Here is a 14,865-nt window from a genome sequence, read left to right on the forward strand (position 1 = left end):
GTTTTTTAAAATAATTTGAGTATTTGAGTATTTGAGTATTTTTCAAAAAACAATAACAGCCAGATAAAGAGAGTACTTAACTATTTTTTGAATACCACAGTAGCTGTGACATGATTTTAAAGACTAGGCAGCTTGCTTGATTCTATTTATCAAGTGTCCTAGGTTTGAGAGGATCAATCTAATAAAAAAGGATGCTACCTAGTTTGATAAGCATCCTATTAAAATATAAAATACTTGTGAAGCCACGAATCTCTTATTTACAGTAAGTTTTGAACAGTACACCTACTGCCTTGCGAGGGATATGATCATCCCAACCGCTATCGCCTATTCCAGGACCATTCTTACCACCAATCGCCATAGAATCTCTTAAGCTGATACGTTCTCTGTCACCACGTTCAATATATGAGTTACGAGGGTTTTGACAGTTGAGCAAAACTAAGTCTTCAAAACCCTCACTAGAAAAGCTATAACCAGCGCCTCTGACGTTAGCTACAGCATACTTTACCTTGCCATTTTCTTTAATAATAGTATGTGGACTTGCAAAGTAAACTTCATTTTTTATCTCAGGTGAACTCTCCCAAATTTGCTTCATTTCAGCATTAGGTTTTTGTGCTTTACCAAATTCAGAATAAGAATATATATCTATATAAGGAACTTCATCAGGGTACTTGTCTTCATACATTGTAGCATCAGCACTGACCTGACTGCTTATTAGACTAATACCTAAAATAGCAAGGCCAGTAAGCGATTTTTTCATAGCAACATCCTGTGTTTAATTTCTATATTAAGGGGTTTTAAACGTTAGCATCTTATAATACTAAATTAGTGTTTGTTTTCCTGCTTTATGTTTAGTTATTTTACCCCACTCTCAACTTATTTTTCTAAGCTGTTGATTTACTTAATTTTTAAAATTTTAGTTAAAACAATTAAAATTTCAATTCTATAAAAATCAAAAGCTTATGTTAAGTTGAGACTGGCGTTTATTTTTTAAAAAGCGGTTAGTTTTCACATACTATGGTTTGTTTTATATACATTTTGATTCTTTAACTATATCAGCGATCAATTGACGTGAGCATTTGGCTATACCCATTGCGAACCAATCAGGTTCTTTAACTGGTTCGGTACCCTAGTGAGGACTTGAATATTCGGTTGTACGCTATTGTTATCATCACTCCTAGTTATTTATAGTAGCTCCGTGTACACAGTAGTGTCCTTTTTAACATGAAATGGCGGTATATCCATTTCATGTTAAGTCACTGTAGACCATTAAGTATAAGACGGCCTTTAAACCACCAGGCTCCTGATCAACGTTCGATGACTTAAATTAATCTGTATACCATTGTCGTTCGCCTACTTAGCACTAGCACCGATGACTTTATGACTTGAGCCAGCGTGCCATTTGTCTTATTGGGTTTGTGTTAAGCACGGCAAATTGTACGTGTTCTAGCGAAAATCAAAAAACTCATAATGAATATTTTTGGCAGGAATACCATTTTCTTTCATTAACTCTTGTACTTTTCCTAAAAGCCCTTTTGGACCGCAAAAACTAATCTGAATCTGCTTTGGATTAACTTCACTGGCGACTTGCCGAATGGTTTCAGCCATGGCATTACTGCCACTTGGGTTGGCTACGAAATCTACTCCAGACTGTTCTGTCATCTCCTGCATACGCTCAACACTTGGAAAAACACGCGCAGGATCGAAGCAATATATCAGAGTGGCACGTTCAAAATGACCGATAGTTTTATCCTCTTGCCAAGAAATAAAGGGAGAGATTCCTACTCCGGCACCAATCCAGATTTCACGCTCTGCATTTGATATACGTTTAAAATTACCATGAGGCGCATAAATATCAGCCAACATACCCACTTTGGCTTGTTCATTTAGCTTTTTTGTATAATCACCCAATGCTCGAATCACAAAATGGATGCGTCCATTATCAGAAGGTGCGTTAGCTATGGTAAAAGGATGCGGCTCGCGTAAACCTGCTTCTTTAAGAGAAATAAAGGCAAATTGCCCAGCTTTGAATGGAAACCTTTTATCTACTGGCTCAAACTCCAAGTGTACCGCCGCTTTGCCATGGGAGATAGCGACTAACTTATATTCTCCAGCTTTGGCAATGAAGGGGTAAAACACCATTTTGTACAGTGCTGCAATCACGCCGACAGAACAAAGTAGTGCTAACCAAATACCTGCTGGGCTAGTCAGTGTGATGGGAGACTCAAAGCTCAGCCAATGTAGTATAACGATTAAAAAAAGTGGACCTGAGAACTTATGCAACCAACGCCAGTTGCCATAGGGGATTTTCCGATTCAGTGCCAGTAGTATAATCAGACCTAGCGCGACAAGGCTAAGTTGACGCACCATCCGCGTCCAATATTTGGATAATTCTAAAATTGGTGCAAGCTCCCAAGAGTCTAGCTTGGCTTTGAATAAAAAATGATAGACAGCGAAGACAAGTGCCCATATAGCAATCCACTTATGCGCTTCATAAACTCTGTCCAGACCGCCAAAGATCCGTTCAACACCGTGCCAACGGCTAGCGAGTATGCATGAGCTTGCCATGCAGGCTAAAGCCGATGCACCCATAATCAAGCTGACTGTTGCTGACGTTATCCACGTTTCAGAGGGAATTTGCATGAGTACAGTGATTGATGTGATCAGTACGATACTACTGATTACTTGCCATGACTTTACAGCCATAAGAATCTCCCTAAAAATTATTTTATTCACGTTAAGAAGGCTTGATTTACTAAGTATACATTTATTGAAAAAGCATGGCTGATTATACAGCCTGATTCTTAAATAATTCTTAAGTGGTGTCTATGGCACGACGTATGCAACTGATCCGCTGCACAATTATTTACCTGTTTTAACGTCCTAAGCTCACCTTAAGATTTGTTTGTTGTAATAGCGATGAGGCAGATGATGCGATATCTCGTCTGCTTACGATATCTTGCTGATTTTCAGTGTTTAGCAGCGGGTGTTGTCAATAAACAAACAAATGATTAAGAGAGTGACAACCATGAGCCAAAAAGACACCATGAATTGGGACGACGACTCTTCCGCGCCTTTATCGAATACGCCTAAAGCGAGGCAAGTAAAAGTTTGGGACATATTAGTAAGAGTTACCCACTGGACAGTCGCAGCTGGTATTATTGCCAATCTATTCTTTACCGAAGATGGTGGTGAGTGGCATGAGTATGTCGGCTATACCGTTTTGGGACTGGTCGTCGTACGTTTACTTTGGGGTCTGGTTGGAACGCGCTATGCACGCTTTACTAGTTTCTTCCCCACACCAACACGAATCAAACATCATGTATCAGATTTAAGTGTTCGACGCGTTGATGAGCAGCATCTTGGTCATAACCCCTTGGCAGCCCTGATGATGTTATCGTTATGGGCCGTGATTATAGGGTTAGGACTAACCGGTTATCTGATGGAATCAGGGCTGTTTGGTGATAAAGAGGTGCTTGAAGAGATTCATGAGTTATTAGCAAACAGCTTATATCTGCTGGTTCCTCTACATATCATCGCAGCGATTGCCATGAGTTACTGGCAACGCCAAAACCTCATCAAATCAATGATAACGGGCAAAAAAACGGTGACAGACAAGCCGACTACTATGAAATAAGTCAAGCGATGGAGCACATATGGCACGCATATTATTGATAGAAGACGACAGCACCATCGCTGATGGTATTGTCCTTGGCTTAAAAAGTCATGGCATGATGGTGGATTGGTTTAGTGATGCCAAGCAAGGTGAGATTGCGCTGCAAGATGGCATGTTTGATGCGGTATTGCTGGATTTGACCTTGCCAAAAGGGGATGGCATGACCGTCCTAAAAAACTGGCGGGCAAAACACATAGATACGCCTGTATTGATTATCACCGCTCGCGATGCGATTGCCAATCGTGTGGCAGGACTCAATGCCGGCGCTGATGATTATTTGGTGAAGCCATTTGCATTAGATGAGGTGATTGCCCGTCTACAAGCATTGATGAGACGCAGCCAAGGTCGGTGTCAACCTGAAGTCCGTTATGGCGAAGTGGCCTATCAGCCTCAGAATCAGCAAGTCTCTTATCAAGGCAAAATGGTAGAATTAACCATCAAAGAAGTGGCAATCTTAGAGCAAATGCTGACCCACCCTAAGCAAATCCACAGCCGCGCAAGCTTAGAAGACAAGCTATATGGGTGGCAACAAGATATCGAAAGCAATGCCATTGAAGTACACATTCATCATTTACGTAAAAAACTGGGCAATGATTTTATCTTGACCAAACGCGGTATTGGCTACTATCTCAATCCAGTCCATAACCACCATTAACCACCGTTAGGCATTCAACGGTCTGTTTTTGGTGCCTCCACTTTGTCTGCTACTTGGTGAGCCTATGAAAAGTATTCAGCAACGGCTATTAACATCGCTACTGATTGGTTTACCTTTGCTGTGGGTGCTTACCTCAAGCTTTATTGCGTGGAAGCTTTGGCACGAAATCAATGAGATGAATGACACCCAAATCACTCAAGTTGCCCGTTATTTAATAGGGGTCGCCCCCAAAGAAGAGGACGATAAAGACCATCATAGGCAAAGGGATGATAACAAAAAGCACACGCCCAAAATCTATGCGTTAAAAAGTAAGCAGCTATCAGGTGATCTTGGTGAGGCTGAGGATGACTATATGGGCTTTGCCATTTGGGATAAAAAAGGCCGTCTATTAATGGCTGATGAAAATGGTCAATCATTTGCTTTTTTGCCAGACCAGCATGGGTTTTTAGAAGAGCATGATTCTGCCTATCAGCGCCTCAACCCTTTTAGTAAGCGCTGGCGTTTATTTTACGTCCATGATGATCATGACTATGAAGGTCGGGTCATTGCCGTCGGACAGAACCTCAAATCTCGCCGAGAGATGATTACTGATGCCATGTCCGTGCAAGTGCTGCCGATGTTGATTGGGCTATTTGCATTTATGGGTTTGGTGGTGTGGCTGATCCGGCGGGGGTTTATGCCGTTAACTCAGATTAGTAGTGCGCTTGAACAGCGTCAACCGCAAGATGATAGCCCCATCACAGCGGACGTGCCCAAAGAGATCCAACCGTTAGTGAGCGCCTTAAATGTCTTGTTTGTAAAAGTCGCGGATACCCTAGCACGTGAGCAGCGCTTTACCGCCGATGCCTCACATGAGCTTAGAAGCCCGCTTGCGGCGTTAAAGCTACAAGCTGATTTGTTACAGCAGCAGATATTGCAGTTATCTGGCGTAGAAGACGATAATCAGCTGTTCTATCATGCCCAAAACATTAGCAATGGCATTGAGCGGGCCACTCATTTGGTCGATCAACTGCTGATTTTAGCCAAAATAGAACCGCAACAACAATTACCTCCTGAGCAATTAGAAAGTCCGGATTGGTTGATGCTAACGGATATTGTACTCAGTGATGTCAATCGGCTGGCTCGTGAAAAGCACATGCAATTAAAACGCACTGTGAACTGTGACAATCCTGCTGATATTCTACCCATCCTTATCAATCCAATTTTATTCAAACTGCTCATCCGTAACCTGTTGGACAATGCCATTCGCTATTGTCCCGAGGGCGCTTTGATTGAACTTCAGCTCGACACCAATGCTATTAGAGTGGTCGATAATGGCAGTGGCGTCGAGCCAGAACAACTGACGCGCTTAAGCGAGCGCTTTTATCGCCCAGCAGGTCAAAGCCAATTAGGTAGCGGTCTTGGGCTATCCATTGCCAATCGAATAGCAGAGCTGCACGGTCTGACGTTAGAGTTTGCTAACCGCTCTCAACCAGAAACTGGCTTTATCGTCACGATAAGACATAAAAAAGCGATATCAAGCATCTGATAAAACGATAAAAATTAATCGGCGTGGGCTTAAGGTTGAGTTAATATTTACCCCGTATGCTAGTTGTATTCCCTAATAATATAGACGGAGTACAATCTTATGAGCCTACCTCTATTAAAACCCTTATTATTGACTGTTGGTGCAACCTCATTAGTGTTTTTTGGTGGCGTTATCGCCTTATCTGTCCAGTCGCCCAGCGCTGATGACGCACTATCAGCTGCGAATGCCATGAGTCAAAATACTGACATTACCTCTATATCCTCTGATTTATCGTCCTTTAAAGCCGTGGCAAACCCTCTCACGCAATCCCCATTTGCCAATCCATCACCTCTGGCGGCACTCACAGCCACGCAAGCAACTGCGCTTGCGCAGCAAGACGCGCCCAATTCAGTATTGCAGGCTTCACCCGAGCTCGTCAATTATAACGGCACCGTCGCTTATGAGGTGCTATTAGACAGCGGCGCTACTTATATTGATGCCAGTGTCGGCACTGTACTGAATCCGGTTGCGACCAATGACTATCGTGCTGAGAGATTTGACGATGACGATTATGAAGATAAGCACCACGATGATGATAAACGTAAAGAGGATAAACATCGCAAAGCACACGATAAAAAATACTATAAAGAGAATGATCGCCTAATCGCCATGAGCTATCAGCAACATGATGAGGAGGAATACGATGACTAATACCAAATCACATTCGACACCAGCCGTCAAAAAAACGGCTAAAAAAGCAGATCCTTTTGCCGCTCTTAAAAGCAGCATTATGATGGTCTCGATTGCAGGTACTATGGCAGGATGGCTGGTACTACTCAATCAAGAACAAAAAACTGCCCCTGTGAGCACTGCCATTATAAGCACTGCTGTTGCTGAGTCTGATGAAAGGGCAGTCACGCCAACGCCCATCGCTGATATCAATCAATTGCGACAGGTCAATGCAGTCGCACCTGTTGAGGTAATAAGGGTTGTCGCTCGTACGCGATCTTCTCAATAAATAAGAAAAACCACAGATTATTTAGTTTGAATGTTTAGTCAAGGGAGGGCTTTGAATGCACACAAATATGTCCAATCAAACAACACCGCAACTGGCAACGATTAAACTGTTTGCCATGGGTTGTCACATTCAAATTAGCTTAAATACCACAAGACTGAGCGCGCAACCTTCACAAATGAGAATAGACCAACAAGTCGCTTTTTTGACAAACGATATTCAGCAGCGCTTAGCTGACTGGGAACATATCTTCAGTCGTTTTGATGACAGCAGTGAGCTTATGAGACTGAATAACCGTGGCGACCAATGGTCTGAGGTGAGTTCAGAATTATTTGAGGTGTTGCAGCGTGCCATTCACTTTGTCTCAAAGACTCAAGGCTTAGTAACACCAACGTTATTGCACCCTCTATGGGACGCAGGCTATAAGCATTCATTTGAGACCTTGCCCAAAATGTCTGTGCCATCATTACCTGTTACTAGCGTAAGCACCCCTACAAACGTGCAAGACACGACAAGTGCTAACCATGCCAATCAGCAGATAGAAGGTATTCAGCTTCGCCAGTTAGCTGACAGACAACATCAAGTATATCTGCCAGCTGGCATGGCACTGGATTTGAATGGATATGTCAAAGGGTGGTGCGCCATGCAGTTGGCGGAAAATATTAGCCGAGTTCATGACTGGCATATTCCCTGCTTAGTCGATATGGGTGGGGATATCGCGATTGGTGTTCCAAAAAACCCAACAGATAAACCGGTGTCTTGGGGAGTGGCTGTTGCCAAGCCGTATTTTGCCAATAGTGAGCACGTTCACAATGATGAAGATGTGGCGATCCTCAAGCTCAGCTCTGGGGCTGTCGCCACATCTGGGCAAGATTATCGTCGCTGGTTGCACGACGGCCGCTGGCAACATCATTTGATCCATCCGCATGACTTGCGTCCAGTAACAAGTGACGTCCTAACTGCAACGGTACTGGCGAAAGATGCGATGACGGCGGAGGTATACGCCAAATACTGCGTGCTTCTTGGTGTTAAAGCAGCCGTGGCGTGGCTCAACAAACACCATATTGCGGCGTTGTTAATAGATAGGGATAACAAAGTGATGGTGACTTCTGCCATGCGTCCAAACCTGCTTGCTAGTTAATTTATCACGCGACATGCGCTAGATATCAATACATTAAGTAAAGCCATTCATAGGAGCATAGTCATGCATACAGACCATCCTACCAGCAGTCATACTGCTTCCAATACTAATGTTCTCACTCAGGCTCTATGGGTTGGCTTAACGTTAAGCATTGCTATCGGAGTTGGTGGTTATGCGTCGTTAACTTGGGGAGAGACGGTATCTCAGCTACTGACCAGCACAGATAAACACTTTTGGTATTTATCACGGGCAAGCGGTGTTATCGCTTATACGTTATTTTGGTTGGCAGTCATTTTTGGCTTGTTGTTAAGCACTCGTTTAGGCAAGCGCTTTAATGCAGCGCGGGTATTTGTCTTACATCAGTATCTAAGCCTGATTGCCGTAGGCTTTGCCGCGTTTCATGCTGGTATCTTATTAGCAGATAATTTCTTAAATCTGAACTTATGGCAGGTGCTAATGCCTTTTGGTTTTCAGACTGAGCGTGTGGGCGTGGCCTTGGGGCAGTTGGGGTTTTGGTTCTTATTTATCTGTGCGTTTAGTTTTTATATTAAGCAGTATATTGGTCAATCAGCATGGCGCTGGCTACACTTTTTGACCTTTATGGCGTATATGTTCATCAGTATTCATGTGTTTATGGTGGGCTCAGACAGTCGCGCGCTGCCTTTGTTATTATTTTATGCCGGCAGTCAAACAATAGTCTTTTTACTAATAACCTATCGAATAATCGCTTTAAAGCAAGCAAGGTAACTATGTGGAAATTGGTGTGTCATTATAGGCTACACTGACATATTCTAATTTATGTCTAAATCGTTTGAGGGTATCTATGCTATGCATCATTCTATTCACGACGAAGCTCATCTAAGCAATCGCAATCATTGGCTTAGGGCAGCAGTACTTGGTGCCAATGATGGACTGATTTCAACCGCGAGTCTATTAGTCGGTGTCGCTGCAGCAAGTGCAAATAGTCAAACACTGCTATTGACAGGGATGGCCGCGTTAACCGCAGGTGCTCTATCGATGGCAGCTGGTGAGTATATTTCAGTATCGTCTCAAGCTGATACCGAAAAAGCGGATCTGGATAAAGAGTTGCATGAACTGACTCATAATGCTGAGCGCGAGCTATTTGAGCTCACCAAAATTTATGAGAAACGTGGACTGGATCATGTCTTAGCGCATCAAGTTGCCATAGCTTTGACTGAGCATGATGCACTAGAGGCGCATGCCCGAGATGAGATTGGTTTGACAGATCTGAGTCAAGCTAAGCCGATTCATGCGTCAGTTGCTTCTGGATTGTCATTCATTGCGGGCGCCATATTACCGATTATTGGTATTTTACTTTTGCCAGCACAAACACTGGTTTGGTCACTCGCGACTTTAACGATAGTAGGCTTAGCGCTACTTGGCATAATATCAGCGCGCTTGGGCGGTGCCCCTGTTATTCCTGCTACGTCTAGAGTTGTGATATGGGGTGTGCTCGCTATGGTCGCAACATCATTGATTGGTCGGTTGTTTGGGGTGGCAGCATTATAGGGGCCTCATAAAACTGGTCAGTAAATAAGGGTATATCCCAGCGGAACCATCTGAAAAGGCTCATTAATCAATTAATAGACTACTCATAGTAGACTGCTGTAGTGGAACCACTTAATGAGTACTGAGCATCTTCGGTCTTTCCTTGGCTACATCAGCGATCAGATGCCGTGAGCACTTAGCCATTTTTTGAATATCAGAATAGCTATGACCTGATTTGAGCAGACTAGCGATAATCTTGCGCTTTTCGGTATCTTTTCTACGTCCTGAATACTTACCTTCTGCCTTAGCACGAGCAATACCTTGCATCTGACGGTTACGGCGATCCTCATAATCTTTTCGAGCAATGGCTGCGAGCATATCCAGCATCATCGAGTTAATGGCCTGCAATACACTGCTCATAAATTCAGTGCTGCTTTCAGATTGAAGCGCCATATATGAGGTCGGCAGCTCTTTTGACACGATAGAGAGCTTTTTCTCTGATAGCATTCTTTTTAGCGTATCCCAATCAGCTTGGTTCAAACGCGCCAAGCGATCAATCTGCTCAACTAAGATCACATCGCCCTTATGAGCGTCTTCAATCAGCTGCATAAGCTTGGGTCGCACCAAGGTAGCGCCTGATTCGTTTTCGACATAGAAGGCAGCAATTTTGTGGCCATGATCGTTGGCAAATGCTATGAGCTCGCTTTTGGCACGCTTAGCATCTTGTTCTTTGGTAGACGCTCGTAGATACGCTCTAATAAACATAAACACCTAAAATAGTCTGCTATAAGTGGTTCCATTATACCAGTCTGTTTTAAGTGGTCTGTTAATAGGTTTGAAGGGTGAAATAGGTGGTTCCCTTAGGGTATACTCATGTAGAACTGCATGTAATAACACTAATTTGGACTTTGATAATGAAAAAGGATAAACCATACATTGTTGTGGTTTAATATTGTTGTAACAACGGTAACTTTACTTATTTAATAGAAGAAAAAACAAAATCAATTAGCGATGTTTAAACTGGTATTCATTGATGGTCACTTTAATTAGATATAAAGTAAGTAAACAAAAAGTTAGTAAGGTAATTGATAACGTGTCTAAACGAACCATAAGTATGTTGGCTAAAGAACTGAGTGTAAATGTCGAAACAATTCGCTTTTATGAACGCAAAGGCTTAATTAAACAACCACCAAAGCCTATGCAGGGCTATAGACATTACCCGAAAGAAACGGTAAATAGAATACATTTTATCAAGCGTTCTCAAGAATTAGGTTTTACGCTAAATGAGATTGAAGGGTTACTTGCGTTAAACGATAGTCCATGTAGTAAAGTACAAGAATTAGCTAATAAAAAACTGATCGCAGTACAAAAAAAGATGGCTGACTTGTTGTTGTTAGAACACGCTTTGGAAGAACATTTAGGACAATGCCAAAATAATGATGACGATAGCCACTGCCCAATAATTGATTCGTTGCAACCGAAGTAAATGATTCACTTAACTACCATTTCCCACTAAAACAGCATATCCAATTTTACTTCTGCGCCTTAATTCAAGTTAGCTTATTCCCCGTATCTGTCGTAGCAGATTATCAAAGATAAATTTTTTATAAATCACCCTTGACTCCGTACTTAGGTACATGCAATACACTTGCATTATCTAATGAGGTATCTATATGAATCAAAAAGAATCAAACCTTCCAATGATAGGAGGCATCATAGCAGCATTAGGCGCAGGCGTATGCTGTGTAGGTCCTTTGCTCCTGTTATTACTTGGGGTAAGTGGCTCATGGATTGGTAATTTAACTGCATTTGAACCCTATAGGCCATTATTTATCGCATTTGTAGTGTTGTTGTTTGGTTACTCAGGTTGGAAAATTTACCGTCCTGTAGAAGAGTGTGAGCCGGGAACGGCCTGTGCAATTCCTAAGAAACAGCAACAACGAAAAGTCATTTTCTGGCTGAGCGCTATAGTTGCGACAATTTTAGTGACCAGTAATTATTGGATACTTTTGTTTGCTTAATATACAGATCAAGAAATTTATAACATTTTAAAATTTGGAGCTAATTATGAAAAAATTATTATTAACCGCACTGCTTTCACTTTCTAGTTTTGGTGCTTTTGCTGAAGTAAAAACAGTTACACTGGAAGTGCCAACGATGAACTGTGCGACATGTCCAATCACAGTTAAAAAGTCATTAGAAAATGTTGATGGCGTTGAAAATGCGAAAGTTACCTACAAGCCTAAGCTAGCTGTTGTTTCTTTTGATGACACTAAAACCAACATCAATGCATTAATTGCAGCGACTACCAACGCTGGCTACCCTTCAAATTTAAAAAGTGAAAATAAGTAATATTTAGCCCCTTAGAACTAGTTACGCGTATCGGAGATAAAGCAGGCTCTATAGGTGCACTTGTTTCGGCAATGGGATGCGCCATGTGTTTTCCCGCGATAGCTAGTCTTGGTGCGGCAATTGGGATGGGATTTCTTAGTCAGTGGGAAGGGGTATTTATCAATACGTTGTTACCACTGTTTGCAGTATTAGCGCTGGCAATGAATATCTTAGGCTGGTTTAGCCATCGTCAATGGCACCGTAGTTTTATCGGTTCAATTGGCCCCATTTTGGTTTTACTCTCTTTATACCCTTGGTTCCAGTACGGGTGGAGTTCATACGTTACTTATACGGGGCTAGGACTAATGGTTGCTGTATCAATTTGGGACATGGTTTCTCCTGCGAATAAACGCTGTGATGATGAAACTTGTACCGCTTAACTTTTTAAGAGGAATAAAATATGTCAACGAATAGTTGTTGCTCGCCAAATGACATCCAGCCAGAACAATTACATGTAGCCATTATTGGTAGTGGTTCAGGGGCCTTTGCCAGTGCGATTAAAGCAGCAGAAGGCGGAGCAAGAGTTACTATCATTGAAGGAGCCGATGTAATCGGAGGTTGCTGTGTAAATGTCGGCTGTGTTCCTTCAAAAATATTGATCCGTGCTGCGCAATTAGCGCATCAGCAACGTACTAACCCGTTTGATGGTTTAGAAAATATTCAGCCACAACTTAGCCGCTCCTTATTAGCACATCAGCAAAACGCTCGCGTCGAAGAACTACGCGATGCTAAATATCAACGTATTTTAGAGAGTAATCCCGCGCTATCTTTACTTAAAGGTTATGCACGTTTTAAAAATCAAAATACCTTGCTAGTTCACAAGTCTGATGGTAGTGAAGAAGAGCTGGTTGCAGATCGCATTTTAATTGCAACAGGCTCTACACCAAGCATTCCGCCAATTAAGGGTTTAGTTGATACACCTTATTGGACATCAACAGAAGCCTTATTTGCAGAAGAGTTACCGAGTAGTCTAGTTGTCATCGGCTCCTCCGTTGTTGCTCTGGAAATTGCGCAAGCTTATGCCCGTTTAGGTAGCCGTGTGACAATTCTAGCCAGACATACCCTTTTATATGCTGAAGATCCGTTATTAGGTGAAAAACTGGCAGAGTGCTTTGAAAAAGAAGGTATTAGGGTACTTAATAATACGCAAGCAAGTCATGTTTCTTATGATAGCAATGGTTTTTCATTGGAAACTAACGAAGGAACATTAATCGCTGAAAAATTGCTTATCTCTACGGGTCGCCATGCAAATACTGGAAAGCTTGGTTTAGAAAATGTTGGTGTTGAAACAGATAAAAGTGGTGCCATTGTTGTTAATAGTATGATGGAAACATCAACAGCTAACATTTATGCCGCTGGAGATTGCTCCAATATGCCACAATTTGTTTATGTTGCTGCTGCTGCCGGAAGTAGGGCTGGAATTAATATGACAGGTGGAAATGCGCAACTCGACTTATCTACCATGCCTGCTGTTATATTCACCGACCCACAAGTTGCTACGGTAGGTCTAACCGAAGTACAAGCTTCAGCGGTAGGAATAAATACGATAAGTCGTGTACTTGATATGGAAAACGTACCAAGAGCTTTAGCAAATTTTGAAACGGATGGTTTTATCAAGTTGGTAGCTGAAGAATCCACGGGAAAACTGATAGGCGCACAAATTTTAGCCCATGAAGGCGGAGAACTGATTCAAAGTGCGGCTCTTGCTATTCATAATAAAATGACAGTCGAAGAATTGGCAGGTCAACTATTTCCGTATTTGACGATGGTTGAAGGATTGAAGTTATGCGCTCAAACCTTTAGCAAAGACGTTAAAGAGCTATCTTGCTGCGCAGGGTAATCATTTAACGGTAATGTACTTACAGAAATGTTAATGGAGTGCCATTAATAGCTGTTATTTCAAATAATTTTCTAGCGGTTTTTTCTCAAAATCTGAGACCTTCCTAAATTTTGTGTAAGTATTTAATCTAAACGTCAGTTACACAGAATCTGGGATGGTCTCCATAACAGTACTTATAGAAATCAAAAATAAGCTAATTCACTCTCGAAAAACTCACTGGATGTACACAACGAAGTACACCGATGTTGCTTCAATAACTCAAACTATTGCTATCATTAGCATACAGTCCAAGATTCAAGTCCTCACTAGGGTACCGAAACAGTGAAAGTACCTGATTGGTTCACAATAGGCATACTTATTTAATTAGTTGCCTCGTTTCTGGAGAAATAACGCCCGGTGGTGTACCAATGATATAAAGTATAGGATAATTAGTGCATTCTATTGGGGGTTTACTGACCACAAACTCTTTTTCAAAAATAACACGTTGTTTTGGCGTTATTTGATAGGCGACTGATTCAATAATGTAACCAGGGCGGAATGTATTATCATAGTAATTTAGAGCGCCTTTTTTTTCATTCCAAAATGCATATTCTTGGGGTAGTAACGGAACAAAACGCTGCTTACCATCAAATAAATAAACGCAACCATTCTCATAATCAAGCCTTAGGCTTTTATAATTCATAATATCAAATTTATTACGTAGATCAGCTGAAGCCGCATAAGGGTAAGTATAAAAGGGTTGCTGTCTTATTATAGGAGTATCTTTTTCTCTAGTTTCTTTTACTACAGGATAAGACTGACAAGCAACTAATACGCTAATTGATAACAGAGTAAGCAAAATTTTCAATTTTAAATTCCTTGTTGAGGTAGGTAAGAATCTAATTTAGCTTCCTTTTCTAGTGATTCAAACAATAATCTTTCTTTCACTTCTACAGGGGGTAGTTTTGTATTAATGCGAAATACTCAGTCGGGAGCAGGTACAGCTACGACTGTCGGGAATGGAACGTTACGTTGTTTCTCAGGTGATAGTGGGGGACCTGTATTTGCAGGAACAATTGCTTATGGTGTAATTTCTTCATGTTCATGGGTAGATGGCGATCAGAATAAACCTGTTAAATACGCTACGTACACTAG

17 protein-coding genes are annotated in these 14,865 nt (G+C 41.8%); 12 read left to right on the plus strand and 5 right to left on the minus strand.

The genetic code is table 11. The annotated features are described in order from the left end of the window. Window positions 1-253: 253 nt before the first annotated feature. Window positions 254-757, minus strand: coding sequence for a hypothetical protein (locus CXF61_RS04090; RefSeq protein ID WP_165597256.1), 504 nt, complete (start codon window positions 755-757; stop codon window positions 254-256). Between the two features lie 686 nt (window positions 758-1,443). Further along, complete coding sequence (locus CXF61_RS04095; RefSeq protein ID WP_011959969.1) at window positions 1,444-2,703, minus strand: ferredoxin reductase family protein; 1,260 nt, start codon at window positions 2,701-2,703, stop codon at window positions 1,444-1,446. A gap of 322 nt (window positions 2,704-3,025) precedes the next feature. Between CXF61_RS04095 and CXF61_RS04100 the strand changes: the two genes are divergently transcribed. The 3 genes from CXF61_RS04100 (at window position 3,026) to CXF61_RS04110 (ending at window position 5,856) form a co-directional block, all read left to right on the plus strand. Further along, the gene (locus CXF61_RS04100; protein WP_165597257.1) at window positions 3,026-3,634 is read left to right on the plus strand and encodes a cytochrome b/b6 domain-containing protein; all 609 of its coding nucleotides are present in this window, start codon (window positions 3,026-3,028) and stop codon (window positions 3,632-3,634) included. A gap of 19 nt (window positions 3,635-3,653) precedes the next feature. Then, on the plus strand, window positions 3,654-4,328 hold the full coding sequence (locus tag CXF61_RS04105; RefSeq protein WP_165597258.1) for a response regulator: 675 nt from the start codon (window positions 3,654-3,656) through the stop codon (window positions 4,326-4,328). A 64-nt stretch (window positions 4,329-4,392) separates the two neighbouring features. Continuing rightward, window positions 4,393-5,856 (plus strand): ATP-binding protein, encoded by a 1,464-nt coding sequence (locus CXF61_RS04110; RefSeq protein ID WP_011959972.1) that lies wholly within the window; start codon window positions 4,393-4,395, stop codon window positions 5,854-5,856. A 450-nt stretch (window positions 5,857-6,306) separates the two neighbouring features. Here the strand turns inward: CXF61_RS04110 and CXF61_RS14305 are convergent, their stop codons facing one another. Beyond that, complete coding sequence (locus tag CXF61_RS14305; protein WP_372862388.1) at window positions 6,307-6,453, minus strand: pilus assembly protein TadG-related protein; 147 nt, start codon at window positions 6,451-6,453, stop codon at window positions 6,307-6,309. Window positions 6,454-6,538: 85 nt separating this feature from the next. On the opposite strand from CXF61_RS14305, the gene CXF61_RS04120 reads away from it, so the two are divergent. The 4 genes from CXF61_RS04120 to CXF61_RS04135 all read left to right on the plus strand — a co-directional run bounded on the left by CXF61_RS04120 (window position 6,539) and on the right by CXF61_RS04135 (window position 9,521). Then, complete coding sequence (locus CXF61_RS04120) at window positions 6,539-6,853, plus strand: hypothetical protein (protein WP_020444569.1); 315 nt, start codon at window positions 6,539-6,541, stop codon at window positions 6,851-6,853. A 55-nt stretch (window positions 6,854-6,908) separates the two neighbouring features. After that, entirely contained in the window at window positions 6,909-7,991 is a 1,083-nt protein-coding gene (locus CXF61_RS04125) for an FAD:protein FMN transferase (protein ID WP_011959975.1), read from the plus strand. Between the two features lie 63 nt (window positions 7,992-8,054). After that, on the plus strand, window positions 8,055-8,738 hold the full coding sequence (locus CXF61_RS04130; protein WP_011959976.1) for a ferric reductase-like transmembrane domain-containing protein: 684 nt from the start codon (window positions 8,055-8,057) through the stop codon (window positions 8,736-8,738). Between the two features lie 81 nt (window positions 8,739-8,819). Beyond that, window positions 8,820-9,521, plus strand: a complete 702-nt coding sequence (locus CXF61_RS04135; protein WP_011959977.1) for a VIT1/CCC1 transporter family protein — start codon at window positions 8,820-8,822, stop codon at window positions 9,519-9,521. A 111-nt stretch (window positions 9,522-9,632) separates the two neighbouring features. Here CXF61_RS04135 and CXF61_RS04140 read toward each other — a convergent pair whose 3' ends face one another. Beyond that, window positions 9,633-10,265, minus strand: a complete 633-nt coding sequence (locus CXF61_RS04140) for a recombinase family protein (protein WP_165597259.1) — start codon at window positions 10,263-10,265, stop codon at window positions 9,633-9,635. Between the two features lie 268 nt (window positions 10,266-10,533). Between CXF61_RS04140 and merR the strand changes: the two genes are divergently transcribed. The 5 genes from merR to merA all read left to right on the plus strand — a co-directional run bounded on the left by merR (window position 10,534) and on the right by merA (window position 13,731). Further along, window positions 10,534-10,986 (plus strand): Hg(II)-responsive transcriptional regulator, encoded by a 453-nt coding sequence (merR, locus tag CXF61_RS04145; protein WP_008110844.1) that lies wholly within the window; start codon window positions 10,534-10,536, stop codon window positions 10,984-10,986. 187 nt (window positions 10,987-11,173) lie between these two features. Next, complete coding sequence (locus tag CXF61_RS04150) at window positions 11,174-11,521, plus strand: mercuric transporter MerT family protein (protein WP_016899520.1); 348 nt, start codon at window positions 11,174-11,176, stop codon at window positions 11,519-11,521. A gap of 46 nt (window positions 11,522-11,567) precedes the next feature. Further along, a complete protein-coding gene (merP, locus tag CXF61_RS04155) occupies window positions 11,568-11,852 on the plus strand; it encodes a mercury resistance system periplasmic binding protein MerP (RefSeq protein WP_008110847.1) in 285 nt (94 codons plus the stop codon). After that, complete coding sequence (gene merC, locus CXF61_RS04160; RefSeq protein ID WP_008467331.1) at window positions 11,852-12,271, plus strand: organomercurial transporter MerC; 420 nt, start codon at window positions 11,852-11,854, stop codon at window positions 12,269-12,271. Before merP ends, merC begins: the two co-directional genes overlap by 1 nt. Before the next feature lie 20 nt (window positions 12,272-12,291). Continuing rightward, a complete protein-coding gene (merA, locus tag CXF61_RS04165; RefSeq protein WP_025643785.1) occupies window positions 12,292-13,731 on the plus strand; it encodes a mercury(II) reductase in 1,440 nt (479 codons plus the stop codon). Window positions 13,732-14,086: 355 nt separating this feature from the next. On the opposite strand, the gene CXF61_RS04170 is transcribed toward merA, so the two are convergent. Next, complete coding sequence (locus CXF61_RS04170) at window positions 14,087-14,578, minus strand: hypothetical protein (RefSeq protein WP_165597260.1); 492 nt, start codon at window positions 14,576-14,578, stop codon at window positions 14,087-14,089. Between the last annotated feature and the right edge of the window lie 287 nt (window positions 14,579-14,865).

The organism is Psychrobacter sp. 4Dc (genome assembly GCF_002836715.1).
Lineage (GTDB): Bacteria > Pseudomonadota > Gammaproteobacteria > Pseudomonadales > Moraxellaceae > Psychrobacter.